Origin of the sequence: Sinorhizobium arboris LMG 14919 (genome assembly GCF_000427465.1) — a bacterium.
GTDB classification, from domain to species: domain Bacteria; phylum Pseudomonadota; class Alphaproteobacteria; order Rhizobiales; family Rhizobiaceae; genus Sinorhizobium; species Sinorhizobium arboris.
Genome location: NZ_KE386497.1, coordinates 629,766 through 654,192 on the forward strand (window position 1 = coordinate 629,766; position 24,427 = coordinate 654,192).

General features: G+C 59.1%; 20 protein-coding genes. 15 read left to right on the forward strand and 5 right to left on the reverse strand.

The annotated features are described in order from the left end of the window. Positions 1-13 precede the first annotated feature (13 nt). From SINAR_RS0131970 to SINAR_RS0131990, 5 genes are all read left to right on the forward strand, one after another. Complete coding sequence (locus SINAR_RS0131970; RefSeq protein ID WP_028002801.1) at positions 14-1,504, forward strand: aldehyde dehydrogenase family protein; 1,491 nt, start codon at positions 14-16, stop codon at positions 1,502-1,504. Continuing rightward, positions 1,501-2,259, forward strand: coding sequence for an SDR family NAD(P)-dependent oxidoreductase (locus SINAR_RS0131975; RefSeq protein ID WP_028002802.1), 759 nt, complete (start codon positions 1,501-1,503; stop codon positions 2,257-2,259). Before SINAR_RS0131970 ends, SINAR_RS0131975 begins: the two co-directional genes overlap by 4 nt. Before the next feature lie 11 nt (positions 2,260-2,270). Next, a complete protein-coding gene (locus SINAR_RS0131980; protein WP_028002803.1) occupies positions 2,271-3,026 on the forward strand; it encodes an SDR family NAD(P)-dependent oxidoreductase in 756 nt (251 codons plus the stop codon). Positions 3,027-3,037: 11 nt separating this feature from the next. Next, complete coding sequence (locus tag SINAR_RS0131985) at positions 3,038-4,081, forward strand: Ldh family oxidoreductase (protein WP_028002804.1); 1,044 nt, start codon at positions 3,038-3,040, stop codon at positions 4,079-4,081. A gap of 149 nt (positions 4,082-4,230) precedes the next feature. After that, positions 4,231-5,610 carry an aspartate aminotransferase family protein gene (locus SINAR_RS0131990; protein ID WP_028002805.1) on the forward strand — a complete coding sequence of 460 codons (1,380 nt, stop codon included), beginning with the start codon at positions 4,231-4,233 and terminating at the stop codon, positions 5,608-5,610. A 349-nt stretch (positions 5,611-5,959) separates the two neighbouring features. Here the strand turns inward: SINAR_RS0131990 and SINAR_RS01000000134470 are convergent, their stop codons facing one another. The 4 genes from SINAR_RS01000000134470 to SINAR_RS0132010 form a co-directional block, all read right to left on the reverse strand. After that, complete coding sequence (locus SINAR_RS01000000134470; protein ID WP_033058291.1) at positions 5,960-8,203, reverse strand: methyl-accepting chemotaxis protein; 2,244 nt, start codon at positions 8,201-8,203, stop codon at positions 5,960-5,962. A gap of 350 nt (positions 8,204-8,553) precedes the next feature. After that, a complete protein-coding gene (locus SINAR_RS0132000) occupies positions 8,554-9,675 on the reverse strand; it encodes a tyramine oxidase subunit B (RefSeq protein WP_028002806.1) in 1,122 nt (373 codons plus the stop codon). Between the two features lie 52 nt (positions 9,676-9,727). After that, positions 9,728-11,002 (reverse strand): phosphopyruvate hydratase, encoded by a 1,275-nt coding sequence (gene eno, locus SINAR_RS0132005; protein WP_028002807.1) that lies wholly within the window; start codon positions 11,000-11,002, stop codon positions 9,728-9,730. A gap of 1 nt (position 11,003) precedes the next feature. After that, positions 11,004-12,413, reverse strand: coding sequence for a glycerate kinase type-2 family protein (locus SINAR_RS0132010; RefSeq protein WP_028002808.1), 1,410 nt, complete (start codon positions 12,411-12,413; stop codon positions 11,004-11,006). 258 nt (positions 12,414-12,671) lie between these two features. Between SINAR_RS0132010 and SINAR_RS0132015 the strand changes: the two genes are divergently transcribed. The 7 genes from SINAR_RS0132015 (at position 12,672) to SINAR_RS0132045 (ending at position 20,770) form a co-directional block, all read left to right on the forward strand. Then, entirely contained in the window at positions 12,672-13,340 is a 669-nt protein-coding gene (locus tag SINAR_RS0132015; RefSeq protein ID WP_028002809.1) for a GntR family transcriptional regulator, read from the forward strand. A 563-nt stretch (positions 13,341-13,903) separates the two neighbouring features. Beyond that, positions 13,904-14,938 carry an amino acid ABC transporter substrate-binding protein gene (locus SINAR_RS0132020; RefSeq protein WP_028002810.1) on the forward strand — a complete coding sequence of 345 codons (1,035 nt, stop codon included), beginning with the start codon at positions 13,904-13,906 and terminating at the stop codon, positions 14,936-14,938. An 86-nt stretch (positions 14,939-15,024) separates the two neighbouring features. Continuing rightward, positions 15,025-16,161, forward strand: a complete 1,137-nt coding sequence (locus SINAR_RS0132025; RefSeq protein ID WP_028002811.1) for an ABC transporter permease subunit — start codon at positions 15,025-15,027, stop codon at positions 16,159-16,161. Then, positions 16,158-17,255 carry an amino acid ABC transporter permease gene (locus SINAR_RS0132030; RefSeq protein ID WP_234710703.1) on the forward strand — a complete coding sequence of 366 codons (1,098 nt, stop codon included), beginning with the start codon at positions 16,158-16,160 and terminating at the stop codon, positions 17,253-17,255. The genes SINAR_RS0132025 and SINAR_RS0132030 overlap by 4 nt, the downstream gene beginning before the upstream one ends. Positions 17,256-17,350: 95 nt before the next feature. Continuing rightward, positions 17,351-18,097 carry an amino acid ABC transporter ATP-binding protein gene (locus SINAR_RS0132035; RefSeq protein WP_408022034.1) on the forward strand — a complete coding sequence of 249 codons (747 nt, stop codon included), beginning with the start codon at positions 17,351-17,353 and terminating at the stop codon, positions 18,095-18,097. A gap of 12 nt (positions 18,098-18,109) precedes the next feature. After that, positions 18,110-19,669, forward strand: a complete 1,560-nt coding sequence (gene betC, locus SINAR_RS01000000134475) for a choline-sulfatase (RefSeq protein WP_150852073.1) — start codon at positions 18,110-18,112, stop codon at positions 19,667-19,669. Between the two features lie 66 nt (positions 19,670-19,735). Then, on the forward strand, positions 19,736-20,770 hold the full coding sequence (locus SINAR_RS0132045) for a proline racemase family protein (protein WP_028002814.1): 1,035 nt from the start codon (positions 19,736-19,738) through the stop codon (positions 20,768-20,770). 135 nt (positions 20,771-20,905) lie between these two features. On the opposite strand, the gene SINAR_RS0132050 is transcribed toward SINAR_RS0132045, so the two are convergent. After that, the gene (locus SINAR_RS0132050; protein ID WP_028002815.1) at positions 20,906-21,556 is read right to left on the reverse strand and encodes a TetR/AcrR family transcriptional regulator; all 651 of its coding nucleotides are present in this window, start codon (positions 21,554-21,556) and stop codon (positions 20,906-20,908) included. A 279-nt stretch (positions 21,557-21,835) separates the two neighbouring features. Here SINAR_RS0132050 and SINAR_RS01000000134480 point away from each other — a divergent pair, with 279 nt between their 5' ends. The 3 genes from SINAR_RS01000000134480 to SINAR_RS0132065 are packed head-to-tail and all read left to right on the forward strand — an operon-like array spanning position 21,836 to position 24,405. After that, on the forward strand, positions 21,836-22,843 hold the full coding sequence (locus SINAR_RS01000000134480; protein WP_150852074.1) for an ABC transporter substrate-binding protein: 1,008 nt from the start codon (positions 21,836-21,838) through the stop codon (positions 22,841-22,843). Positions 22,844-22,850: 7 nt separating this feature from the next. After that, on the forward strand, positions 22,851-23,639 hold the full coding sequence (locus tag SINAR_RS0132060) for an ABC transporter ATP-binding protein (RefSeq protein ID WP_028002816.1): 789 nt from the start codon (positions 22,851-22,853) through the stop codon (positions 23,637-23,639). Continuing rightward, complete coding sequence (locus SINAR_RS0132065) at positions 23,632-24,405, forward strand: ABC transporter permease (protein WP_028002817.1); 774 nt, start codon at positions 23,632-23,634, stop codon at positions 24,403-24,405. The genes SINAR_RS0132060 and SINAR_RS0132065 overlap by 8 nt, the downstream gene beginning before the upstream one ends. The last annotated feature ends 22 nt before the right edge of the window (positions 24,406-24,427 follow it).

Below are 24,427 nucleotides of genomic sequence, written 5' to 3' on the forward strand. Positions count from 1 at the left end.
AATGGAGTATCTCATGCAGGACAAACTCTACATCGATGGAAAATGGGTTGCCCCCGCAAAGGGCGGCACGGCCGATGTCATCAATCCCGCGACAGAAGAGGTGATCCGGCAGATTGCGCTGGCAACCGAGGAGGATGTCGATCTCGCCGTGAAGGCAGCGCGACGCGCCTTCGACAAGGATGGTTGGCCGAAACTCGCCGGCGCCGAGCGCGCCAGATATCTGCGCGCCATCGCCGCCGGCATTCGCGCCCGGCAGGCCGATATCGCCCGGCTTGAAGTGCTCGACAATGGCAAGCCTTTCCCGGAAGCGGACTGGGACATCGCCGACGCTGCCGGCTGCTTCGATTTTTATGCCGGACTGGCTGAGGAATTCGATACGAAATCCGTCGAGCCTGTCCTGCTCGGCGATGCCCGCTTCACCTCCAAGGCGGTCAAGGAGCCGATGGGCGTCGTGGGAGCGATTGTCCCCTGGAACTATCCGTTGCTGATGGCATCGTGGAAGGTGGCGCCGGCGCTTGCGGCGGGTTGCACAGTCGTGCTGAAACCGGCTGAACTCACCTCGCTGACCGCGCTTGAACTGGCCGCCATCGCCGATGAGGTCGGATTGCCTGCCGGCGTACTGAACGTTGTGACAGGCGCGGGTTCGATCGCCGGACAGGCGATCGTCGACCATCCCCTGGTTGACAAGCTCGCCTTCACCGGCTCCGGCCCGGTCGGTTCGAAGATGATGGCGCAGGCGGCGCGGGACGTAAAGCGCATCAGCCTCGAGCTTGGCGGCAAGTCGCCTTTCGTCGTTTTCGATGACGCCGATATCGAACAGGCCGTCGAATGGATCATGTTCGGTATTTTCTGGAATCAGGGCCAAGTCTGCTCGGCCACCTCCCGCGTTCTGGTGCAGCAGGGCATCTACGAGAGGCTGCTTGCCCGCCTGATCGAGGAAACCAGGAAGATCACCATCGGCAATGGCCTCGATGACGGGATCCTGCTCGGACCGCTCGTTTCTGCGCGGCAATATTCCAATGTCATGCGCGATATAGAAAAAGCAAAGGCAGCCGGCGCGACCGTTGCTTGTGGCGGCAACCGGCCGGAAGGCCTTGACAAGGGCTATTATCTTGAGCCGACCATCTTGACTGACGTGCCGCTCGACAGCGAGGCTTGGACGGAGGAAATCTTCGGGCCGGTGGTTTGCATCCGCCCATTCGCTACGGAAGAAGAAGCGATCCAACTCGCCAATGACAGCCGCTTCGGGCTTGCCGCTGCCGTCATGTCGAAGGACGATGCGCGCACCGAACGCGTTGCCGCGGCCTTCCGCGCCGGCATCGTCTGGATCAACTGCTCGCAGCCGACCTTCACCGAAGCGCCGTGGGGCGGTTACAAGCAGTCCGGCATCGGCCGCGAACTTGGCCGCTGGGGTTTTGAAAACTATCTCGAAACCAAGCAGATCACCCGATTTGCCACCGATGACCCCTGGGGTTGGTATATCAAGCCGGGGGCAGGTCAATGAACAAGCCTCTTTCCGGCCAGACAATCCTGGTGACCGGCGCATCGGGCGAGATTGGCCGCGCCATCATCAAGGCTTTGGCAGAGGACGGGGCCCGACCAATTATCCATTATGGCCGCAACCGAGCCGGCGCGGAAAGCCTGAATGCCGAGATCGACGGGAAAGGCATCATCGTGTCAGCCGATTTGTCGGCACCGGATGGCGCTTTCGCGCTCTGGCAGCGCTCGCTCGACGCGGCGGGTCGCATCCATGGGCTGGTCAACAATGCCGGAATCCTGAGCCGCATTGCGATCGCCGCCGAACCCGATCAATGGCGCTCAGTTTGGCAAAAGGATTTCCAGGTCAATTTCTTTGCCGCCGCCGATCTCGCGAAAGAAGCAATCCGGCATTTCAAGGCAAACGGTGGCGGACGTATCATCAACATGGCGAGCCGGGCCGGCCAGCGGGGCTATGCGGCGGACGCGATGCCCTATGGCGCGACAAAGGCGGCGCTTGTCAATTTGACCAAATCGATCGCCCGCAGCTTCGGCGCCGATGGTGTGACCGCGATTGCGATCGCACCCGGATGGGTGCGTACTCGCATGGCTGAGGAATTCGTTGCCAAGAACGGCAAGCAGGCGGCTGTCGGAGAAATTCCAATTGGCGAAATGGCGGAACCGGAAGCGGTTGCTGAATTGGTTGCCTTCTCCCTTCGCGCCTCCCAGGCATCGCTGAACGGCGCGACACTCGACGTCAATGGCGGCAGCTACATCCGTTAGGGAGAGATCGAATGCAACGCTTCGAAGGCAAAGTCGCGGTGGTCACCGGCGCTGGCGGCGGAATAGGCTCGGCGATTGCCAAGCGCCTCGCCTCTGAAGGCGCGTTGGTCGTTGTAACTGACGCCAATGCAGAGGCTGCCAAGACGGTGACGGCAGATATCCGCACCGCTGGCTGGCAGGCCGAAATGATTACGGCAAACATCGCGGAGAAAGGCGAATGCGCTTCGCTGATTTCCGACAGCTTTGCACTGCGTGGCCGCCTCGACGTGCTGGTCAACAATGCCGGCATCAACCGGCGCGGCAACCTGCTGTCGCTCTCCGACGAGGACTGGTCGATCAGCTTTGCCGTCAACCTTGATGCGATGTTTCACCTTTGCCGCGCGGCGCTGCCACTGATGATCAAGGCCGGCGGCGGCGCAATCGTCAACACCGCGTCGCAATGGGGTCTTTATCCCGCACCAAACCACATCGCCTACAACACGACCAAGGCCGCCGTTGCCGCTTTTACCCAGAATCTCGCGCGCGACTATGCGCCGGACAAGATCCGCGTGAATGCCGTATGTCCCGGCGAGATCCACACGCCGATGCTGGAAGCGGGGGTCAAGCGCTCCGGCCGCACCATTGCCGACCTCGACAAGCTGGTCCCTTTCGGTCGTATCGGCAAGCCCGAGGAAGTCGCCGCTCTCGTCGCCTTCCTCGCCTCGGACGAAGCGCGATTCATCTGCGGCTCGCTGGTGGAAATCACCGGCGCGCAAGCGGTGGCGTAAGGAAGTAGCGCATGGCGCACGGCAGCAGCGGCGACAGCATCAAGATTTCCTTTGAGGATCTTCGTGCCCTGTTGAAGCGGATATTCCTGAAGGCGGGTGCGGCGCAAACGGTCGCAGATATTCTGGCCGACAATTGCGCGGCCTGCGAACGGGATGGGTGCCACAGCCATGGCATTTTCCGCATGCCCGGCTATGTGACAAACCTGGAAACCGGATGGGTGGATGGCAGGGCCGTGCCGACTGCCCAGGAGGTTGGCCCATCCTTCCTGCGCATCGATGCCCGGAACGGCTTCGCACAGCCATCCTTTGAGGCATTCCGGCCGCAGATCGGCCAGATAATCGAGGCGACCGGCGTTGCGGTGGTCGCGATCAACAACTCGCATCACTTCAGCGCACTCTGGCCGGAACTTGAGCCCTTCGCCCAGGTGGGCTTTGTTGGTATTAGCGTTGTTACGGGTGGGTGCGTGGTCGTTCCCCCAGGCGGGCGCAAGCGTGTCCTTGGAACTAATCCCATCGCTTTCGCGACACCGGTCGGCGGTTCCGATCCTCTGATTTTCGACTTTGCCACAAGCAACATGTCCCATGGCGATCTCACCATTGCTGCCGGCGCGGGCCGAAAGGTGCCATATGGAACGGGTGTGGATCGCCACGGGCGGCTAAGCGACGATCCCGTTGTGATCAATGACGGTGGCGGCATCCTGCCTTTTGGCGGCCACAAGGGTGCGGCGCTCTCGCTGATGGTCGAGGTTCTGGCCTCGGCGCTGACCGGCGGAAAGTTCGCGGCGGAAGTGGATTTCACAGGCTACCCTGAGGCCAACGCACCGAAGACTGGCCAACTTTTGATTTTCATTGATCCCAGGAGAGGCGGCAATGTTGGATTCAGCAATCGCGTTCGGGATTTGCTGGAAATGCTGCGCCATGCCGGACAGGAGCGGTTTCCATCGCAGCAGCGATACCAGCGTCGTGCCGCGGCAATGAAGGATGGCATCCCCATCCGCGCCGCCGATTTCGAGAATCTGGAAGCTCTTGCAATTGGAGGGAGCCCGGCCCGATAGGATCGCCGTTGGGGAACTGGGCTCCTCGCATGGCAAGAGCCTTTGTCTAATCCATGTCGGCGAGGGGCCGACAGCCGTTTGACGAACCGCCGGTTCAATCCGTACTCGTCCGAATGCCGCTCGTAAGCTCGGCAAGAAGAGACATTGTCATGAGCCTCTCCAACTCTCTCGTCCAGCAGGACCTGTCATCACATATCCATCCCTTCACCAATCTCGCGCGGCACAAGGAAGTCGGGCCGACGGTCATCGAAAAAGGTGACGGCGTCTACGTCATCGACAACAACGGCCGGTCGTATATCGAAGCGATGTCGGGTCTGTGGAGTGTAGCCTTGGGTTTTAGCGAGGATCGCCTCGTCAAAGCCGCGACCCAGCAGATGGAAACGCTGCCCTACTATCACAGCTTTACCCACAAGACGCATGCACCTGCGATCAAGCTGGCTGCAAAGCTCGCCGAGCTGGCTCCCGGCGACCTCAATCATGTTCATTTCACCAATTCCGGCTCGGAGGCCAACGACACCGTCATCAAGTTGGTCTGGTACATGAACAATGCCCTGGGGCGACCGCAGAAGAAGAAATTCCTCGCCAGGCAGCAGGGCTATCATGGCTCGACCATCGCTTCGGCGAGCCTGACTGGCCTTCCCCGTAGCCATAGGGATTTCGACCTACCGGCCATTCCGGTCCGGCACCTCACCGCTCCCTATTTCTACCGCTTCGGGCTTTCAGGCGAGACGGAAGCCGAGTTCGTCGAGCGTCTTGCCCAGGAACTCGAGACCGTCATTGACGAGGAAGGGCCGGAGACGATTGCGGCTTTCATCGGAGAGCCGGTGATTGCCGCGGGTGGCGTGATCCCTGCGCCGGAAGGTTATTGGCAACGGGTCGAAGCGATTTGCCGGCAACATGACATTGTCCTGATCGCCGATGAGATCATTACCGCCTTCGGCCGGTTGGGCACAATGTTCGGCTGCCAATATTACGGCTTCCAACCGGATATCATGGTGCTGTCGAAGCAACTCACTTCGTCCTATCAGCCGCTCGCGGCGATCGTGATCTCCGACGCAATCAGCGAGGTTCTCACCGAAAACAGCGGTAGGATCGGCAGTTTCGCCCATGGCTTTACCACGACCGGCCACCCCGTCGCGACCGCCGTTGCGCTCGAAAATCTCAACATCATCGAGGAGCGGCAATTGGTCGACCACGCGAAAGTCGTCGGCGCGCGCCTGCAGGCGGGCTTGAACGGTCTGGCTTCGCATCCGCTTGTCGGCGACGTCCGTACGGTCGGACTCATGGGCGGTGTGGAACTGGTTGCCGACAAGGAGACCAGGCGCATGTTCGATCCGCGTGGTGCGCTGGGCGGCTACATCTTCCGGCAGGCGCATGAGCATGGTCTAATTGTCCGCAATATCTACGACACGATTGCCTTCTGCCCGCCGCTGATCATCTCCGAAAAGCACGTGTCTACGGTAATTGACGCATTTGCCGGCACCCTGGACGACGCAGCAAAGTGGGTTCGAGCCGAAGACTTGAAGTAACGCGTTGATATTGGGGTCAGACAAAGATCCGGCCTCGATCCGATTCTCCACGGCAATCTCAGCCGATAAAGCTGACGCGGTCCTTCGACGTTCTTGGCCACGTGTCGTACCGTTGTCCACATTGCCGCGACGGATCTCTCGAGTGCGGGCATGTTCTGCTATTGATCGGCCGGCGTTTGATCAGGGAGAAGGCTTGGAATCCCTGTCGGCGAGGCGTTTGGTGGCTGCGCCCCGCCAAACCCTCGGTGGGGCCGCGCTCGACAGATTTGCCGAATGAGGGTTAGCGGCGTGCCATGTAACGATGTTCGGGGGATACCTGATCGGCGCTCATTGTCCAAGAGGTCAGTGATCAGGCGACGTCTTTAAATGCCGCTGTTGCGTGCCCCACATCATCAAGTTGAAACTGGCTAATGAGGTGCAGGAGGTGGGTGGCTTCGCCGGCCAGAGACTTGCAGGCGGCGGTCGATTCTTCTGCAAGCGCCGCCGTCTGCTGAGTGGACAGGTCGATTTCCCTAATCGTCGAGCTGAACTCTCCGAGATGTGCCGCCTGATTGGAGGCGGTTGAGGCGATGTTGGACACAACAGATCGGATGAGATCGATTTGGTTGGCAATCTTCTTCAACAGTTCGCTGGTGGAACTGACAAGCTGTGTCCCCCGCTCGACACGCCGCGATGAGGTGTTGATCAATTCTTTGATTTCCTTAGCAGCGTCTGCCGATCGCTGCGCCAGGGCACGAACTTCGGAGGCCACGACGGCAAAGCCCTTTCCGGCATCGCCGGCTCTTGATGCCTCGACACCCGCGTTCAAGGCGAGAAGATTGGTCTGAAAGGCGATTTCGTCGATGACACCGACGATATTGGCAATTTGCAACGAAGATTCCTCAATCTCGCCCATGCCGGAAATCGCCTGAGACACGATCTCGTCTGAGGACGCAGCCGTTGCGTGCACTTCGGCTACGATAGTATTGGCCTTGCTTGCCGCCTCGGCAGTGCGATTGACATCCGTTGAGACGGCGCCCAGCGTATTGACAGCACCTTCCAAGACGATGGCCTGGTGCTCCGTGCGCGTGGCGAGTGAATCCATTGCGCTGCTCATTTCGCTGGCAATGGAAGAAATCGAGTTTGCCTGGGTGGCAAATGTGATGACCGTGTCCTTCAGTTGAGCGACAGCGTCATTGAAGTCGTCTTTCAGCTGTTGGTAATCAGCTGGAAAGTCCTTGACGATCTTGTGAGACAGAATGCCGTTGGCAAGCGCAGAGAGACTATTGCCAATTTCGGTGACGACCCCAGCCTGGACGCGCAGCCGCTCAAGCCGATCGCTTTCCATAAGCCTGCGCTCGTTGTCAGCTGCCGCCTCGGTTCTTCGAGCGTCTTCTTCTGCCAGCCTTTTGGCGATGGCATTGTCTCTGAAAACGACTACTGCACGTGACATATCTCCGACTTCGTCGGCGCGGGTGGTTCCGAACACCTCACCGTTAGTGTCTCCGGACGCCAACCTTTTCATTTCGGACACCAGCCGCACGATCGGCCGGGAAATGGAACGGGACGCGACGACTGACAAAAGAAGCGCGGCCAGAGCGGTTAGGACCGATATTGTGAGGATTTTCCAAAGCATGTCGACAGCCGGGGCGAAAATCGACGCGGTCGGTTCGACGGCAATGATGGACCAGTTCTGTCCACCCCACGACAGGGGCTCGGAAGCCGCCATTACGTCCCGGTTGCCATACGAGTTGAAAGAGATTCCCGGCTTTAGCAAACTCTTGTCGACCGACAAGGACGCGACCCTGCTTTCGGAGAAACGCGATGTCGAGCGCGCCAAGCCATCCGTGCCGCCAACAATGGCTTCGCCCTCGGCACTAAAGCCGGAGCTGTCATGCATGATCGCGTCTATGGCAGAAGAAGTCATGGCGACGAGCAGCGTACCGCCCCGCTCATCGGGGATTAGTGCATTGGCGACGGCAACCGCGAAATAGGCAATCCCGGGCCCTGAGCTGGACGGTGGGCTGAAATCGGTCATCACAGCGACCGCTTGGTTCTCGGATAGTTTAATTGCCTTGGTAAGAGGACCGTCTGGCTGAAGCGCACCGAGACGATCCTGCCCGGTACTGTAGATAAGCTCACCTTCGGCGTTGACGAAAATAATGTTTGCATAGCCGTGTTCATTGGCAAGAGCTTTCAGCCAAGGGTCAACGGTTTTGTAAGCCCCGAGATAAAACTGCGCCTTTGCAGTGTTTCCGGCCTCTAGATCCTTGCTTGTGGCCTTCAGTCCCGACAACGCCGTCATCTGATCGGTCGGCAGTATCTTGTAGCCCGTGACCATATTGTCGAACGCTTTTACGAGCGCTGGGTTGGCGGCCAAGGCCTCGACGTCGAGCTTTGTTGTATTCAGCTTCGTAGCCAATATGTCTCGTTTTGTGCTCGCAATATATTCGAGATGAGTTCCAATCAGATATTTGGTCGTCGAAAACGAGGTGAAGCTCGCATAACCGGCGACGGTACCGCAGGCAAGGATCGTCACACCAAGCACCAAAGCAGGGACTTTCCGGCTTATCCTCCAGTTCAACTTGGCAGCCAGATTGGTGCGCAGCTTCATCGTCGCTTCTCCGTCAATCGAAGCCAAATATCGCACAACTCAGTTAAACATCGGTTAGTGTCGACATTCGGTCGTCAGATTCGGTAGATCGCTGTGCTAAGATGCGACCACTGACTTGGAAGAGCCGCGGGTTGTGATCTCGCTGCCTCACGGTCGATAAGACATGACGCGGCGCCCAGGGATCGACGAGCGCTAAAACGGATTCGATCCCTTCCGCTACCTCGCTATTCTGCAGTCATCGACTATGCAGGCAGACGCGATCGGCTCGACGATTCGCGCAGGTCGCTCGAGGTGATGCCATCTGAACCTGCCGGACGAATTGCGCCCGGCAGGTGATCCCACTTTGCCGGTTACGCCTGACTCGGCTTTTCCCAAAGGTTCAGCGACTGACCGATGCCGTTCTTGAGCGCAGTCTGGTAGCACTCATAGCCCCAGCTGATGTCGAAGACGGCCATGCCGCATGCGATGAAGATCACGCGATCCTTGGGCGTTTCGCGCCCGGGCTTCTTGCCGTTGACCACGTCGCCCAGGCCAGTCGAGTCATGTAGTGCCGGCAGCTTTCCGGCATCGATCAGCCGGAAGAAGGGACCGCCGATGACGCCGCTGTAATAGGCGTCCTTGTTGCCCGAGGCGACGGCGTCCTCAACATAGGCTTCCTGCAGCGCGGTGTGGTCGTAGACGATCTTGGCGGTGGTGAGGAAGCTTTCCTCGGTGTTGAACGGGCCGGAGACAAGGATGGTGGCGCCTTCCTTGATCCATTCATCGTTGAAGAAAAGCGGCTTCAGACGTGAGGCGGCGACGGTAACGACGTCCGCGCCGCGGAAGCCAGCCTCGGCATCATCCACACCCATGGCTTCGACATTATAGGTCTCCTTGACCCAGGCCGCGAACTCGTTGGCCTTGTCGAGGAAGATATCGAAGCAGACGACCTTCTCGACCGCCTTGAGCTGGGTCATAATCGCAGAGAAGCAGGCCTTGTTGATCGGTCCACAGCCGATCACGGAGACGACCTTCGAGTCAGCATTGGCGAGATGCTTGGCGGCGACGCCCGGCACTCCTCCGGTGCGCGCCGCGCTCAGTAGATTGGCCGACATCAGGGCGAGCGGCGCGCCGGTATCCTTGTCATTCAGCATCATCGTCAGCACAGAACGCGGCAGGCCCTTCGATGCATTGGCATGATTGGAACCGTACCATTTGTTGCCGCAGACGTCGAAGCGACCGCCGAGATAACCCGGCATGGCAGCGAAGCGCCGATCCGGTCCGGCGACCGGCATGTTGGGGAACTTCGTTTCCTTAGGGAACACGATGTTCAGGCCGTGACTGTTGTGATTTGCGCCGCCCATCAGGTAGTCGCCTTCGCCCAGCAGACTGAAGGTTTCCTCGCAGACAGTGACGCAGCGCTCGGCGTCCAACACGCCGGCTGCGATCATGTCGGGTTCGGAGAGGTAGAGAAAATCGATCCGCGGGTACATGGCGTTGCCTTTCAAGAGGTATGGAGGGAGATCAGCAGGGGTGGTATTTGGTTCAGAAGCGCAGAAGCGGTTTGATGTCATACAGCCGGCAGCCTGGGCTGCGGGCATTGGCGCGCATCAGAAAGTTCAATTTCTCAATGCGCTCGCCGGAGCGCGGGGCGCCGTTCTTTTGAAACGGCACCTGCAGGCCCACCGAAAAATCCATGACGACATCGTCGACAACGCCGCCGGAACGGCCCGACGGTACGGCGATCATTCCGTGCTCTGCAGCGAACCGATAGGCGTCCATCGCTTCTGTGATGGTGCCAACCTGATTTGGTTTTAGGACGAAGCCGTCGACGGCATGTTCATCGAGGGCGCGGCGCAACAGCGGAAGACTGGTGACTGTGAGATCGTCGCCGAGGATGATCGTCCGGGGCAGCTCCTGCACGGCCTTGCGATAGCCATCCCAGTCGTTCTCGTCGAGAAGGTCCTCGATAAAGACGAAGTCAAAGGTCTCAGTGAGCTTGCGAACGTAAGCGATCAATGCGCTGGAGGTGACGCGCTCGCCTTTGAGAAGATAGGTCTTGGTCGTCGCGTCATACATCTCGCTCGAAGCACAATCGAGCGCGAATGAAATCCTGCCGCGGTAGCCGCATTCGTCGATCGCCCGACGCATCATCGAGAGAACGACCATCGGATCGTCGGAGGGTGCGGCATAGCCGTAAGAGCTGGCGACCTGCGGCTTGTGGCCGAGATAGGCGGTCAGGACGGAGCCGAGGTGATTGAATACCGCAACGGCCATTTCAACGGCTTCGTCGATACTGTCCGTCCCGTGCGGGACAATCAGGAATTCGTTGAAGGATTGCGTAAAATTGTCGTAGCGGCCGCCGTTGATCACATTGAAGCAGGGCACCGGCACGGTCTTGATGTCGCCGCCCGCAATGTGATTGTAAAGCGGAATGCGCCGTGAAGCGGCGGCAGCGCGAAAGGCCGCTATCGACGCCGAATAGATGGTGTTGCCGCCGAGATTGCGTTTGTCCGGTGTGCCGTCGAGCCCGATCATCTTTTCGTCTATTGCCCTTTGATCGAACACATTCATGCCGATCAGGGCGGGGCCGATGATGTTGACGGCCTTGTTCACCGCCTTGTGAACACTCAAGCCCTTGTAACTCGAAGGGTCGCCGTCGCGCAGCACGAATGCCTCGTACATGCCGACGGAGGTGCCGGTCGGCGCAGCACCGAGGCCGATAGCGCCGCTTTCAGTGCGGATCTCCACCTCAACGGCGGGGCGGCACTTGCAGTCGATGATCTGCTGGGCGCGAAGGGAAACGATCTTGTCCTGCATCTCACGCGCCTCGCTGAAGTTCAGGGACGTACATAATTGTGAGGTCGCAGAGATTGGTGCCGGTGTTGCCGGTGAAGATGGCCGATGACACGGCCTCCAGTGCCTCGTAGCAACTGTGGTCGCGTAGCGCCTGGTAGAGATTGATCCCCTTGTCGGCCGCAGCCCTTGCGGTGGAGGAATCGGTGATGCCGCCGGCCACCCGCGTCGTCCCGTCAGTTCCCTCGGTGTCGACCGAAAGCAGGCAGGCGCCCGACGTCTTGGCTGCCGTGATGGCAAAGCTGACGGCCATTTCCTGGCCCGGCCCGCCATGACCGCGGATGACGCTGTTGTCCTCAATGAGTGTCGTCACCTCACCGGAGCTCAACAGTACGCAAGGTGCCTTGACGGGATTGCCATAGGTCTGGATTTCGCGTGCCATCGAGGCGAAGAAGGTGCCGGCGTCCCGTGCTTCGCCCTCGAGGAAAGAGGACACGATCATGGCCGGAATCCCCATCTCCTCGCAGATTTCCTTGGCATAGATGCAGGAGTCCGGCAGGGTGTTCAGCAGGAAATAAGTGTTATCCGGAAATGCCTTCGGCGTTTCGCCCTCAGGGCCGGCATTCATCAGGTAGTCGACCACCGTTTTCGGCAGGCGGTCGGCGACATTGCGGTTGATAATGGTCGCCCGCGCATCGTCCAGCGTCGTCGCGTCAGGGCCGATCGGCGTACTCTTGTAAGCAGCGTAGGGCACGGAAATATCACCGGTCGCGGGATTGCCGACGGCGTCGCTGATGCCGAAGCCGATGAGTTCGGCACCGATATCCTGAATACGTTTGGCCAGCATGCCACCGTTGAGCGCGGAAATGTGTCGCCGGACGGCGTTGATCTCATAGATGCCTGCGCCGGATTTCAAGAGGACGTCGGTCGTGTCGATCTCGTCCTGGAGGCTGATCCCGTCGATCGGGCATGACATCAGCGCCGAGCTTCCGCCGCTGATAACGCAGATGAAGAGGTCGTCCGGACCCGACTGATCCACGATCTCGATGATCTTCTTTGAGGCCCGGTGACCTTCCTCATTGGGAAGAGGGTGGCCGCCGATGAAGACCTCGGTCCTGTTGAACCTATCTGTCTCCTCAAGCACCTTGACGATGGCGATCCCCTTGGTGAGGCGTTCGCCGAGCACGTGATCCACGGCCATGGCCATGTGATTGCACGCTTTTCCAGCCCCGAAGAGATAGACGTTGCGCTTGTTCGACAGATCCCAGGAGCGGGTGCCGATATGGAGGACACTGCCTTCCATGCGCATGATGCCGCGCATGCGTCGGTAGCTATCCAATCGGTCGAGCGTCCTATCTGCGATCTCGAGCACGATCTGCCGGGAAGATCGATCGCCTGCGGACAGGATTTCATCTCCGTTACGTATCTTTTTCATCTGGACACTCGATTGCTGCAGGCGCGGTCCGGCACGAGCAAGGGCGCAACATGTCGCCCGCCCGGCAGGCAGCCCCGGCGGTTGAAGTCTTGGGTGAATTTCGCTTGCAGCGACGTCTCAGGCCGCGAGCCGAGGCCACAATACGCAAAAGGGCTATTGTCGACAATAGCCCTTTGAGATATTTTTTGACGTGCTGTTCTTGTTCTCAATCAGCTCAAGAGGATAAACAGGCAGAAACGCAGCCGAAGAGGCCCCGTGATGGATCGAGCGAAGCTTCCTAAGATTGAGAAAATGCCGGCGGATGTGCGCGCACTGGGCGTCTTGCGGGGCAGGATCATCGATGGTTCGATTCCCGCTGGGTCCCGGCTGACCGAGGTGCAGATTTCAGACGAGATGGGGCTTTCGCGCGCCACCGTGCGCACCGCGCTTCATCAACTGGCCCAAGAAGGCCTAGTCAGTCTGGTGCCCTACACGGGGTGGACGGTGGTCAAGCTGTCGCGTCAGGATATCTGGGAGCTCTATACGCTGCGTGGCGCCGTCGAGCGGCTGGCGGCGAGTTTGACGGCTGCCAGTGCTGAGCCGGCCCAGATGGCTGAGGTCCAGCAAGCCTTCGATGCGCTTGAAATCGCATGCGAGCGCAAAAATCCCAATGAGATCGCTGAGGCGGATTTCGGATTTCACAAGGCGGTCGTCGACGCCTCCGGTCATTCCCGGCTACGCGCACAATACGGGCTGATCGAACACCAGATTAGGGTCTATATCCGCTCGAGCGACGCGCTCATTGCTGATTCCAAGGAAATCCTGGATCAGCACCGGCCTATCCTTGAGGCGATCCTGTCGCGGAACTCCACCTTGGCCGGCGAACTCTCCGAAGACCATAATCTTCGGGAGGGTCAGAAGCTCACCGTTTCGGTGCCGCTCGCCTAAATCGCCCCTATCGGTCTGTTATCAGCTGGCGACCTTCTGCGGCGCGAAGGACCTTTGTCGTTACGCCCGTGCCATAGCGATTCTTCTGTCCATGTTGACACATATATGACAAGTGATATAATATGAATGCTACGGCACTGAGAGCAAATGGATTTTTGCGCTTGACGGTGTCGACACTAAGACGACATTATAGCTGTCGATACGGCGTCGACATGAAGGCAAAAATTACCGCTTGACATTGTCGACATTAGAACGACTAATAATAAAGTCGACATTAGAACGACAAGAATAGATTGGCTCAGCCAACATCGGGAACCGCGCCGCAGGGCGCCAATGGTGGGAATCAGAAGCAGCCCTTTTTGAAACGAGCTTGCAGCCGTGCTTATGGCCCGCGTGGCTCGCATTGGAAGGCGGCTATTCGGATGCGCTGGCACCGGGTCGAGGGTTCGCGTTTTGGTGGCGCCAGACTGTAGGCCGGGCGGGAGGAGAGGGGCTCGAAGAGTTCGGAACGGTGCTCCCCGGAAAAGACGAAGTGACTCAAAACCAACAGAGGATGGAATGCCATGAGAAATGCCTTGAAGCTTGCATTAGCGCTTCTTTCACTTTCGGCGGCAGTGCCGCCCGCTGCGATGGCCGCCCCGGGCGATACGCTCAAGGCAGTCCAGGCACGCGGTGCACTCAACTGCACGTCCAGCGATGGCAACTTCGAAGGTTTTGCCGAAGTTGACGCACAGGGCAACTGGCACGGCCTCGACATCGACTATTGCCGCGCCGTCGCAACGGCCATTTTCGGTAGCGACGACAAGCTCAAGTTGATCCCGATCAGCTGGGCACAGCGCTTCCCTTCGCTGCAGTCGGGCGAAATCGACCTGGTCATCAAGGCTTCGGGTTGGCTGTTCAGCCGTGATACCGAACTCGGCCTGCAGTTCTCTATGCCCTACTTCATTGGCGTCACGACCTTCATGGCGCATAAAGACCTTGCCGCCAAATCCTTGGCTGATCTTGCTGGCGGGACCGTTTGCGTCGCCGGTGGCACGTCGACCGAGAAGCTCGTCAGCGACTACATCAAGGAAAAGAAATACGAGGTCAAGGTCGTGACCTTCGAGAAGAACACCGAAGCCACCGCCGCGTATTTCGCCAACCGATGCGATGCATATGCCGAATGGGGGCCCATCGTTGCTGCGACCCGCGCCACCTCGGGCGATCCGGAAAGCCATGACATTCTGTCCGACGCGCTGGCCCTGGAAGGGGAAGCCATTGTCATGCGCCAGGGCGACGACAACTGGGTCGATATCGCGAACTGGGTCATCGCCGCGCAGCGCATCGCCGAAGAAAATGGCGTGACCTCGAAGAACATCGATGAGATGAAGGCCAACCCGCCGAACACTGTTGTCGGCAAGCTGCTCGGTGTCACGCCGGGCATCGGCACTCGTCTCGGCCTCAAGGACGACTGGGCCTACAACGTGATCAAGAAGGTCGGCAATTCCGAGGAAATGTACAACCGCAACTTCGGAACCGAGTCGCGCTATAAGCTGCCACGGGCCCTGAATTCGCTCTGGAACAAGGGTGGCGTCTTCTACGCCCCGGTCCTCGACTAAAAAAATGCCATCCTCCGCCGGGCCGGGTCCCGGCGGAGGTTCATTTCATTTTAGGCCTCCTTCTGAGGCAAGGTGGACATGGGCCCATGACCTTTTCGTTCGGAAACCGAAAGCAGCGCGATATCCTGTTGCAGGCTGTATTCCTCGCCGTCATCCTGACCATGCTGCTCATCGCCGTGATGACGACGCGACGAAACCTCGAAATCCAGGGCTTGAGTGTCGGATGGAGTTTTCTGAACTATGCGACAGGCTCTTCGATCGTCTTCTCCTTGATCGATTACGATCTTGATTCAAGCTTTGCCCGAGCGCTGCTGGTCGGCTTCATCAACACGCTGTTTCTTGGGACGATCTCGGTCTCGCTGGCGGTCCTCCTCGGCACGGTCATCGGCACGGCGCGGCTCTCCAGTCACAAGCTGGTCAAGTCCATCGCCGGCGTCTATGTGCAAATCTTCCGCAACATTCCGCTGATCCTCCAGGCCTTCTTCTGGTATGCGATCTTCGTGAATTTCCCCTCGCCACGCCAAGCGATCGCTGTGCAGGGCGGTTTCTTCATTTCCAACCGCGGTATCTTCTTTCCGATGTTCAACATCGAGGCTTGGTATCTGCTGGCCGCGATCGCACTCTTTATCATCGGCTCTGTCATTTCCGTCACCGTTGCGCGCCGCACGGGCCGCGGCTCGTCGCTGGTCGGGATTTTGATCTCGCTGGCCCTCGCCTGCATCATCGGCTATGCCGGACGCCTTGCCGACACGCCGTTGTTCGATATGCCCCAGCCCAAGGGCCTGCGCTTTCTCGGCGGCGGCACGATGACGCCGGAGCTTGGATCCGCCATCGTTGCGATCGCGCTGTTTGGTGCATCCTATGTCGCCGAAATCGTCCGCGCCGGCTTTCTTTCCATCCCAGCCGGATTGATCGAAGCCGCGCATGCGCTCGGCCTCGGCAATTGGCACATCTTCTGGCGCATCCGCTTGCCACTGATGATACGGCGCATCCTGCCGACGATGACCAACCAGATCATCTGGCTAATGAAAGCCACCACGATCGGCATTGCCATCGGGTTTCCGGATTATTTCGGCGTGGTCGCCAATTCAATCAACCATTCCGGGCAGACGATCTCGCTGATTTTCCTGCTGATCATCGGCTTCTGGGCAATCAACATGACCATCTCCTTCACCATGAACGCGATCAATCGGGCGCTTGCCCTGCCGGGACATAAGAAATGAGAGCGGAAACGATGACGGCCACCACCGAGATCCAGGCGCCGGCGTTGAACGACAGCCTCCTCGACAGCGTAAGGCGCGACTACTTCTCCTCGGTCGGACGCACGATCCTCACCTTGGTCTGCCTGGCGTTGATCCTCTCAGCGCTGTGGTTTCTCGTAAACTGGGGACTGGTCAATGCCGTCTGGTTCGGCACGCCCGAGGACTGCCACAAGGCTGCCGGCGCCTGCTGGGCCGTCATCACCGACCGCTATCGCCTGATCTTCTTCGGCCTTTATCCCTATGAGGAGCAGTGGCGTTCGGCGCTTGCGTGCCTCGCCATTCTTGCGACCGTCATTCTGTCGTGCGTTCCATTCTTCTGGTCCGCGAAACGGCTGCCGGTGCTATGGGCCTTGGGCTACGGCCTCTTCTATTTTCTCATGAAAGGCGGCGTATTTGGCATGCCCGTCGTGCTCGAAACCCAGTGGGGCGGGCTTGCGCTGACAGTCTTCGTCTTCTCGTCCACCGTTGTCATCGGCATGCCGCTTGCCATTGTTCTTGCGCTCTTGCGACGCTCCAGGCTGCCGGTGGTCTCGACCGTCACGGCACTTTTCATCGATGGCATTCGTTCGCTGCCGCTTCTCTCGATTCTGTTCACCGCCGCTATCATCCTGCCTTTGACGCTGCCGGGTTTCCTGGTTGGCGACAAGCTGTACCGCGTCATTATCGGCGCCGCCGTCTTCTTTGCGGTCTATCAGGCGGAAATCATTCGCAGCGGTATCCAGTCCTTGCCCGCCGGGCAAGAGGAAGCGGCAACCGCACTTGGCCTTAATTACTGGCAGACGATCTCGCGCATCGTCCTGCCGCAGGCTTTCCGCTTTGCGCTCCCGCCGACGATCAATCAGGTGGTGATCGCCTTCATGGAAACGGCGCTGATCGTCATTCTGGGCTTCTTCGAGATCACGGCGTCCGGCAATGCGGCATTTTCGACAGGCGGATGGAAGCCCTTCCATACCGAGGTCTATAGCTTTGTCGCTCTGATCTATTTCGTCTTCACTTACTCGCTGTCGATGTATGGCAGCTATCTCGAACGGTCCATGAAATTGGGCTTGCGGTAGCACGAGAGCGGCAAGCATGTGTCGGGCCTCGGATCCGACATGACGGGCATTCCCGCGCTCTTCGGCGCGACGGCAGGATTTTGGGAGTAATGCAAATGACCACAAGCGCTCTGGCGATCGAAGTCGACGGTCTGTGCAAATATTACGGCGCCCATCAAGTTCTTCACGGAGTGAACTTGACGGTGAAACCGGGTGAAAAGATCGTCGTCTGCGGTCCATCTGGTTCGGGCAAGTCGACCCTGATCCGCTGCCTCAACAAGCTCGAGGAACACCAACAGGGCAGGATCCGCGTGCTTGGCACCGAACTCAACGACGAGATCGACAATATCAACGAGATCCGTCGCGAAGTCGGCATGGTGTTCCAGCATTTCAATCTCTTCCCGCATCTGACGGTGCTGGAAAATTGCGTGCTGGCACCGATGCTGGTCCGTAAGATTGATCGCAAGACCGCCGAGGAACAGGCTATGACCTATCTCGAGCGCGTCAAGATCCCGCAGAAAGCAAAGAACTATCCCGGGGAACTGTCCGGCGGCCAGCAGCAGCGGGTGGCGATTGCCCGGGCCCTGTGCATGAAGCCGGAAATCATGCTGTTCGATGAGCCGACCTCGGCGCTCGATCCGGAAATGATTTCGGAAGTACTCGACGTAATGATCCAACTTGCCCAGGGCGGCATGACCATGGTGTGCGTAACGCACGAAATGGGCTTTGCCCGCAAGGTCGCCGACCGTGTGATCTTCATGGATCAGGGAAAGATCGTCGAGGATGCGCCGCCGGCAGACTTCTTCGACAACCCGCAGCATGAGCGGTCGAAACTCTTCCTCAGCCAGATTCTCGGACACTGAGAGGGCGTGGGCGTGCAATCGGTTTCCGAAAAGCCGAATATTCTGCTCGTCATGGCCGATCAGATGACCGCGATTGCCCTGTCCATCTATGGCAATCGGGTATGCAAGACGCCCAATATCGACCGGCTTGCCGGACAGGGTTCGGTGTTTGACAATGCCTATTGCAATTATCCGCTGTGCGCGCCGTCCCGATTTGCCTTGATGACCGGCCGGTTGCCGTCGCGAATCGGCGCGTTCGACAACGCCTCGGAATTCCCTGCGGCCGTGCCGACGCTTGCGCATTACCTGCGCGATGCCGGTTATTACACCTGCATATCGGGAAAGATGCACTTCGTCGGACCCGACCAGCATCACGGCTACGAGGACCGTCTGACGACAGAAATTTATCCGGCCGATTTCAGCTGGGTTCCGCCGAAGACCTATGATGAGCTGGAGGCGGAAGAACTCAAGACCAAGGGCGAGGTCCCCTTCGGCGTCTCCAGTGTCGAGACGATCGCCGATGCCGGGCCGCTCGCGCGGTCGCAGCAGATTGACTACGATGACGAGGTCGCCCGCCGCGCGACCCAGCATATCTATGACTGGCGACGCTATGGCGATGGGCGCCCGCTGTTCATGACCGTGTCCTTCACCCAGCCGCACGATCCCTATGTAACCACGCGCGACTACTGGGATCTCTACACGGACGAAGCGATCGATCCACCACGGACACCAGCGATCCCGCTGGAGGAAATGGATCCGCACAGCCGTTCGCTCTATCTCCACTACAGTCTCGACAAGTTCGAGGTGACTGATGCCATCTACCGCCGGGCTCGCCGCGGCTATTATGGCATGATCAGCTATGTGGATCGCAAGCTCGGCGAACTCAGGCAAACGCTGGAAGATGCCGGCATTGCCGACAATACGGTGATCATCTTCACCTCCGACCACGGCGACATGATCGGTGAGCGCGGCCTGTGGTTCAAAAAGAACCTCTTCGATCCGGCGATCCGCGTACCACTGGTGCTCTATGATCCGCGGCGGCAGGGCCTGAAGCGCGTCGCCGCGCCGGTTTCGCTGGTCGATATCATGCCGACATTGGTGGAGCTCGCCACCGGTTCGCTTGATGTGATTATCACCGACCACGAGGGCGACAGCCTTTTGCCCCTGATGAGCGAGGACAGGTCGGACCGGACGGTCTACGCCGAGCATCTTGACGGAGGCACCAATGCGCCACGCGTGATGCTGCGGCGCGGCCCACATAAACTCGTCGTCTCCGAAGCCTATCCGATGCAGCTTTACGACCTCGCGAGCGATCCGGGTGAGATGCGCAATCTGGCGGACGAGACTGAATGGAGCGAAACGGTCGAGGCGCTAATGGCCGGGGTGCGAGAAATCTGGGACCTGGCGGGTCTGAAGCTGGATGTCATGCGCAGCCAGCGCGTCCGCCAATTCGTCAATCGCGCCATGCAGAAAGGCAAGCTGCGCGACTGGGAGCACTATCCCGATCCGATCCGCGAGCACACCAAATTTGTCCGCACAGGCGAACGCTTCCCCGAGGTGGAGAGACGATCCTATCTGCCTTACGGTGATTGAGGACGGACCTCCTGAAGGACAGTAGAATAGTACAGTCGGGCCGCGTGCCCGCAATGAGAGGCCTCCATGATATCCGACCAAAAGCTTGAGATTCTCCAGGTTCATTGCGAGGGAGAAATCGGCAATGTTCTCGTCGCCGGCGCACCGGAAATTCCCGGTGCAACCGCGTTGGACAAGATGAACTACATCAACAATGTCGACGACAGCCTCCGCCGTTTCGTGACGTTCGAGCCGCGCGCGAATGTCGCCATGACCGTCAATTTGCTGCTGGAACCCACCCGTCCCGACGCGGATGCCGGCTTCATCGTGCTCCAGGCCGACCGTGCGCATGCAATGTCGGGCTCGAACTGCATCTGCGTCGTAACCGCGCTTCTCGAGAGCGGCCGGGTGGCCATGGTTGAGCCCGAAACGATTGTGCGTCTCGATATGCCGGCAGGTCTGGTCACAGCGCGGGCGCGCTGCGAAAATGGCCGTTGCCTTTCCGTCAGCGTCGACAATGTCCCGGCCTTTGCGGAAGCTCTCGACCAGGAGGTCGAGACGCCGCGCTGGGGTCGCATAAAGGCCGATATCTGCTTCGGCGGTGTCTATTACGGTCTGGTTGATGTCGAGCAGGTCGGGCTTACCATTGAACCGAAGAATGCGCGTGCACTGGCGGAGGCCGGTATCGAACTCAAGGCGCTTCTGGCAGAGCAGGTCAAAGTCCGACATCCGACATTGCCGGGTGTGGATGAGATCGCCTATGTGATGTTCCGTTCTCAGGAGCCGGATGGCGCGGTGCGCACCTGCACGACGCTGAAACCCGGCCGCGTCGACCGCTCTCCTTGCGGTACCGGCAGCTCGGCCAATCTTGCAAGCCTTCATGCACGTGGTCTGATCGCGGTCGGAGACACGAAGGTCTCTCGCTCGATCATCGGCGGGGAATTTCATGTCCAGGCGCTGGAGGAAACCGAAGTGGGCGGACGCAAGGCGGTCATCCCACGGATCACCGGCCAGGGTTTCGTCTATGGCAAGCAGGAATTACGCCTCGTCGCCGATGATCCCTTCGTCAAGGGCTTTGCCCTTTCCGACACCTGGGGTCCGCAGGTGCATCTTCTGGATTGATTGGCTCCCAAGGCCTAGGCTCCATGCCTCCGGGCATGGAGCCATTTTTTTGGCCGGCGCTAGCCGGAGGTCTGCGGTTTACGGAGATAAACGATCGTCATTTTCGACGGTTCGCCCCAGCAAGGAGGCGGAAATCTACCTTTTCAGATATGCCAATATGATGCTGACTGTCTGGTCACGCTGTTTGGCGACTTCAACGCTACTCTCCAGTTTTTCATCCAGCACGATCGATAGCGTGTGGATGTTGGAGAAGTAGAAGTAGCCCAGAGCCGATATGGACACGTACAGGTGTTTCAAGTCGACATCTGCTCTGAAGATGCCCTTGTCCTGGCCACTGCGGATCACCCGCGACAGTTTGGCGAGAAGGGGGGTGTAGAGGTTCTTGATGCCGAGCGCCTGTTTCAGAAAACGGGCATTCTGAACATTTTCATGGGTCAGCATTCGAACAATGCGGGGATTGTTGGCGAACGTGTCGAAGGTTGACTGAACGAGCGTCCTGACTGCGCCCACCGGGTCATTTTCATCGAGGTCAATCTCATGCTGGGAAGCGCGCAGCTTCTCATAGGTGTTCGAAAGGCTGGCTATATACAGCTCTTCCTTGCTGTTGAAGTATTTGTAGATCAGGCTTTTGTTTGTCTGGGATTGCTCGGCGATCGCATCTATCCGCGCGCCATCAAACCCGCGTTCCGTGAACTCGTCAATCGACGTGTCGATGATCCTCTGCTTCGTCCGTTCAGGGTCGCGGATCCGCTTCTTTTTGTCCGGGCCGCTTTTTTCAAGTTCCATTCTCTGGTCCATCAACACGCCCTTGGGCCTTAAACATTGAAGTTTATCGTAGCAGCCTCTGCTTAGCATTTTCCATGCTCACGGCAAACTCTAGCGCCGCGGAAACAGACCGTTTTCGCGTTCGAAAAGATGTTGCCGTGTCGCGCTAACTCATTGAATTGTCGGCATAATAAAATACTCCGGCTTTTGGTTTTTGCGCGATTGACAGACAGTCGGAAACAGGTTAGCTCTGTCCTTAATAAACTAAATAGTTCTATAAGAGCAAGAGGGGTTCTGAAAATGAGCAACCGGATGTCCAAGTTCCAAACGACTCGACGCGCGTTTCTTGCTGGCGGTATTGCCGCCCTGGCTATGCCGTCCTTGGTACGTGCTCAAGGCCTTCAGGCGCTGTCGGCCCGCATGGATTTTGCGCCTTGGGGTGTTCAAGCGGCCATGCATCTCGCCCAGGTGAAAGGGTGGTTTAAAGATGTCGGCCTGGACATTGATGTGCAGGATGGCCGTGGCTCTGCGAACACCCTGCAGCTTGTGAATGCGGGCCAGGTTGATGTTGGCCAGGTGCAGCTCGGTCTCGTCCCCCAGGCGCGTATGAAGAGTGCGACCGTGCGCTCCTTCGCTGGTTTCGCTCGCGCTACGGATCTCGCGGCAGTCGTCGACCGCGACTCGGACTACAAGACGGTTGCCGATCTGAAGGGCAAGAGCATCGTCTGTTTCGCGGCGAGCCCATGGGCGCCCTTCATCGACTATTGGCTCGCGCAGGGCGGGCTTGACCGCTCTACTGTGGAGCTGCTCCTGGTCGACCCGGCAGCCCTCTGGAGCACCTATACCACGCGCCGGGCGGATGCGATCCTGTCCACCGGCCCCTCGATCATCCCGCCTGCCGAAGCCGTTCGTCCTTCGCGCGGCATCCTCGCCAGCGACGCTGGCGTCAATTTCCCGAGCTACGGCCTCATCGCCAGTGACGAGACCATCGAAAAACGTGGTGATGCCCTGAAGGCCCTCGTGGCCTCTCAGCAGAAAGCGTGGGCCTATCTGCGTGACGGCAATGCGGGCGAGGGCGCTGAGGCCATGATCCAGCAACGGCCAACTATAAAGCTGACGAAGGAAGTTCTGACCAGGCAGATCGAATTGACGATCGAAACCTTCGAGACCCCGGCGACGGCGGGAAAACCGATCGGCTGGCAGGCTGACGCGGATTGGAACGCCGCGCTGGCGTCGATGGAAAAAGCCAATGCAATTCCGTCCGGATTGACGCTTTCCGATATTTTCACCAACGACTTCATTGGGTGAGGTCGAGATGTTGGACCAGGTCAAGGACAGCTATATCAGGGTCTCCGGCGTCGATAAGCGCTACGGCGGCAGTGATGCGTCGCTTGTTCTTCAAGACATCAATCTGGACATCAGGAAGGGCGAGTTCGTCAGCATTCTCGGTCCGAGCGGCTGCGGCAAGAGCACGCTTTTGAAATGCATCGCCGGGCTTGAGGATGTTTCCAACGGGAGCGTCACGACCCGCGGGCTTATGGTCGACGGTCCACCGGAGGGCCTCGGCATGGTCTTCCAGCGTGACATGCTGCTCGACTGGCGGACGATCCTTGAAAACGTCCTGTTTACCGTCGAGCTCCAAGGCAAGGTCAGTGCGGAGATGCGGGCAAGGGCGAGCGCGCAGCTCGCGCGTTTCGGCCTCGGCGGCTATGAGAACCGGCGCCCGTGGGAGCTGTCGGGCGGGATGCGGCAGAGGGCGTCGATCTGCCGGGCGCTTTTGACCGATCCCGACATCCTGCTTATGGATGAGCCGTTCGGGGCGCTCGACGCCATGACGCGCGATGACCTCAATGTCGAGGTCGCGCGCATCTCCCACGAGGCGCACAAGACGATCATTTTCATCACCCACAGCATCAGCGAAGCGGTCTTCCTTTCGGATCGTGTCGTGATCCTCGACCGCCATCCCGGAAGGATCGTCGAAATCCTTGATATCGACCTTCCCCGTCCGCGGCAGCTCTCCGTCCGCGAGACACCGAAATTCGGACATTACAGCAGCCATATCCGCCAGGTGTTCACGAAACTCGGGATATTCAAGAATGCGTAACATGCCGTCCATGACCACACGCTTTCTGCCCGGCCTGATAACGCTGGTTTCGGCGGTGGCGCTTTGGGAAATCGGCGTCAGGCTTTTCCAGATTTCCCCGATCCTCCTCCCGTCGCCGTCGGCGGTCTGGGTCGAGTTCTGGAAAATGCCGGCCTTCTTCCTCTACAACGCCGGGGTCACTCTGGTTGTGACGCTTGCCGGATTTTTTCTGGCCGCGGTCTTCGGCATCCTGCTGGCAGTCGTCATCGTGTCGTCGAAGACGCTCGAGCGCCCTGTATTCTCGGCGCTGGTCGCCCTGAACTCGGTCCCCAAGGTCGCTCTGGCGCCGCTCTTCGTGGTCTGGATGGGCATTGGGCCGGAACCCAAGATCGCCATTGCGGTCATGCTCGCCATTTTCGCCATCGTCATCGATACGGTCCTAGGGCTACGGTCCGTCGATCCGGACATGATCAATCTGGCGCGTGTCGGGCGGGCAAGCGCTTGGCAGATTCTCACGAAGGTCCGGCTCCCCTGCGCCCTTCCGAGCATCTTCGCCGGCTTGAAGGTTGCCATCTCGCTGGCCCTGATCGGTGCGATTATCGGCGAATTCGTCGGCAGCTCCTCGGGCCTCGGATTTGCGATTTTGACTGCGCAGGGACAGTTCGACACCCCCGGTCTCTTTGTCAGTTTGGTCCTTCTGATCGCGATGGGATCGCTCCTCTTCAACCTCATGGAAGGCATAGAGCGGCTGTCGATCCCCTGGCACACGTCGGTCCGCTCTCACTAACCACGAAACACGCAACGCATGA

Excerpts from the sequence above, each read along its gene's own strand:
- SINAR_RS0131970 (WP_028002801.1), top strand. The coding sequence starts at position 14 with ATGCAGGACAAACTCTACATCGATGGAAAATGGGTTGCCCCCGCAAAG.
- SINAR_RS0131975 (WP_028002802.1), top strand. The coding sequence starts at position 1,501 with ATGAACAAGCCTCTTTCCGGCCAGACAATCCTGGTGACCGGCGCATCG.
- SINAR_RS0131980 (WP_028002803.1), top strand. The coding sequence starts at position 2,271 with ATGCAACGCTTCGAAGGCAAAGTCGCGGTGGTCACCGGCGCTGGCGGC.
- SINAR_RS0131985 (WP_028002804.1), top strand. The coding sequence starts at position 3,038 with ATGGCGCACGGCAGCAGCGGCGACAGCATCAAGATTTCCTTTGAGGAT.
- SINAR_RS0131990 (WP_028002805.1), top strand. The coding sequence starts at position 4,231 with ATGAGCCTCTCCAACTCTCTCGTCCAGCAGGACCTGTCATCACATATC.
- SINAR_RS01000000134470 (WP_033058291.1), bottom strand. The coding sequence starts at position 8,203 with ATGAAGCTGCGCACCAATCTGGCTGCCAAGTTGAACTGGAGGATAAGC.
- SINAR_RS0132000 (WP_028002806.1), bottom strand. The coding sequence starts at position 9,675 with ATGTACCCGCGGATCGATTTTCTCTACCTCTCCGAACCCGACATGATC.
- eno (WP_028002807.1), bottom strand. The coding sequence starts at position 11,002 with ATGCAGGACAAGATCGTTTCCCTTCGCGCCCAGCAGATCATCGACTGC.
- SINAR_RS0132010 (WP_028002808.1), bottom strand. The coding sequence starts at position 12,413 with ATGAAAAAGATACGTAACGGAGATGAAATCCTGTCCGCAGGCGATCGA.
- SINAR_RS0132015 (WP_028002809.1), top strand. The coding sequence starts at position 12,672 with ATGGATCGAGCGAAGCTTCCTAAGATTGAGAAAATGCCGGCGGATGTG.
- SINAR_RS0132020 (WP_028002810.1), top strand. The coding sequence starts at position 13,904 with ATGAGAAATGCCTTGAAGCTTGCATTAGCGCTTCTTTCACTTTCGGCG.
- SINAR_RS0132025 (WP_028002811.1), top strand. The coding sequence starts at position 15,025 with ATGACCTTTTCGTTCGGAAACCGAAAGCAGCGCGATATCCTGTTGCAG.
- SINAR_RS0132030 (WP_234710703.1), top strand. The coding sequence starts at position 16,158 with ATGAGAGCGGAAACGATGACGGCCACCACCGAGATCCAGGCGCCGGCG.
- SINAR_RS0132035 (WP_408022034.1), top strand. The coding sequence starts at position 17,351 with ATGACCACAAGCGCTCTGGCGATCGAAGTCGACGGTCTGTGCAAATAT.
- SINAR_RS0132045 (WP_028002814.1), top strand. The coding sequence starts at position 19,736 with ATGATATCCGACCAAAAGCTTGAGATTCTCCAGGTTCATTGCGAGGGA.
- SINAR_RS0132050 (WP_028002815.1), bottom strand. The coding sequence starts at position 21,556 with ATGGAACTTGAAAAAAGCGGCCCGGACAAAAAGAAGCGGATCCGCGAC.
- SINAR_RS01000000134480 (WP_150852074.1), top strand. The coding sequence starts at position 21,836 with ATGAGCAACCGGATGTCCAAGTTCCAAACGACTCGACGCGCGTTTCTT.
- SINAR_RS0132060 (WP_028002816.1), top strand. The coding sequence starts at position 22,851 with ATGTTGGACCAGGTCAAGGACAGCTATATCAGGGTCTCCGGCGTCGAT.
- SINAR_RS0132065 (WP_028002817.1), top strand. The coding sequence starts at position 23,632 with ATGCGTAACATGCCGTCCATGACCACACGCTTTCTGCCCGGCCTGATA.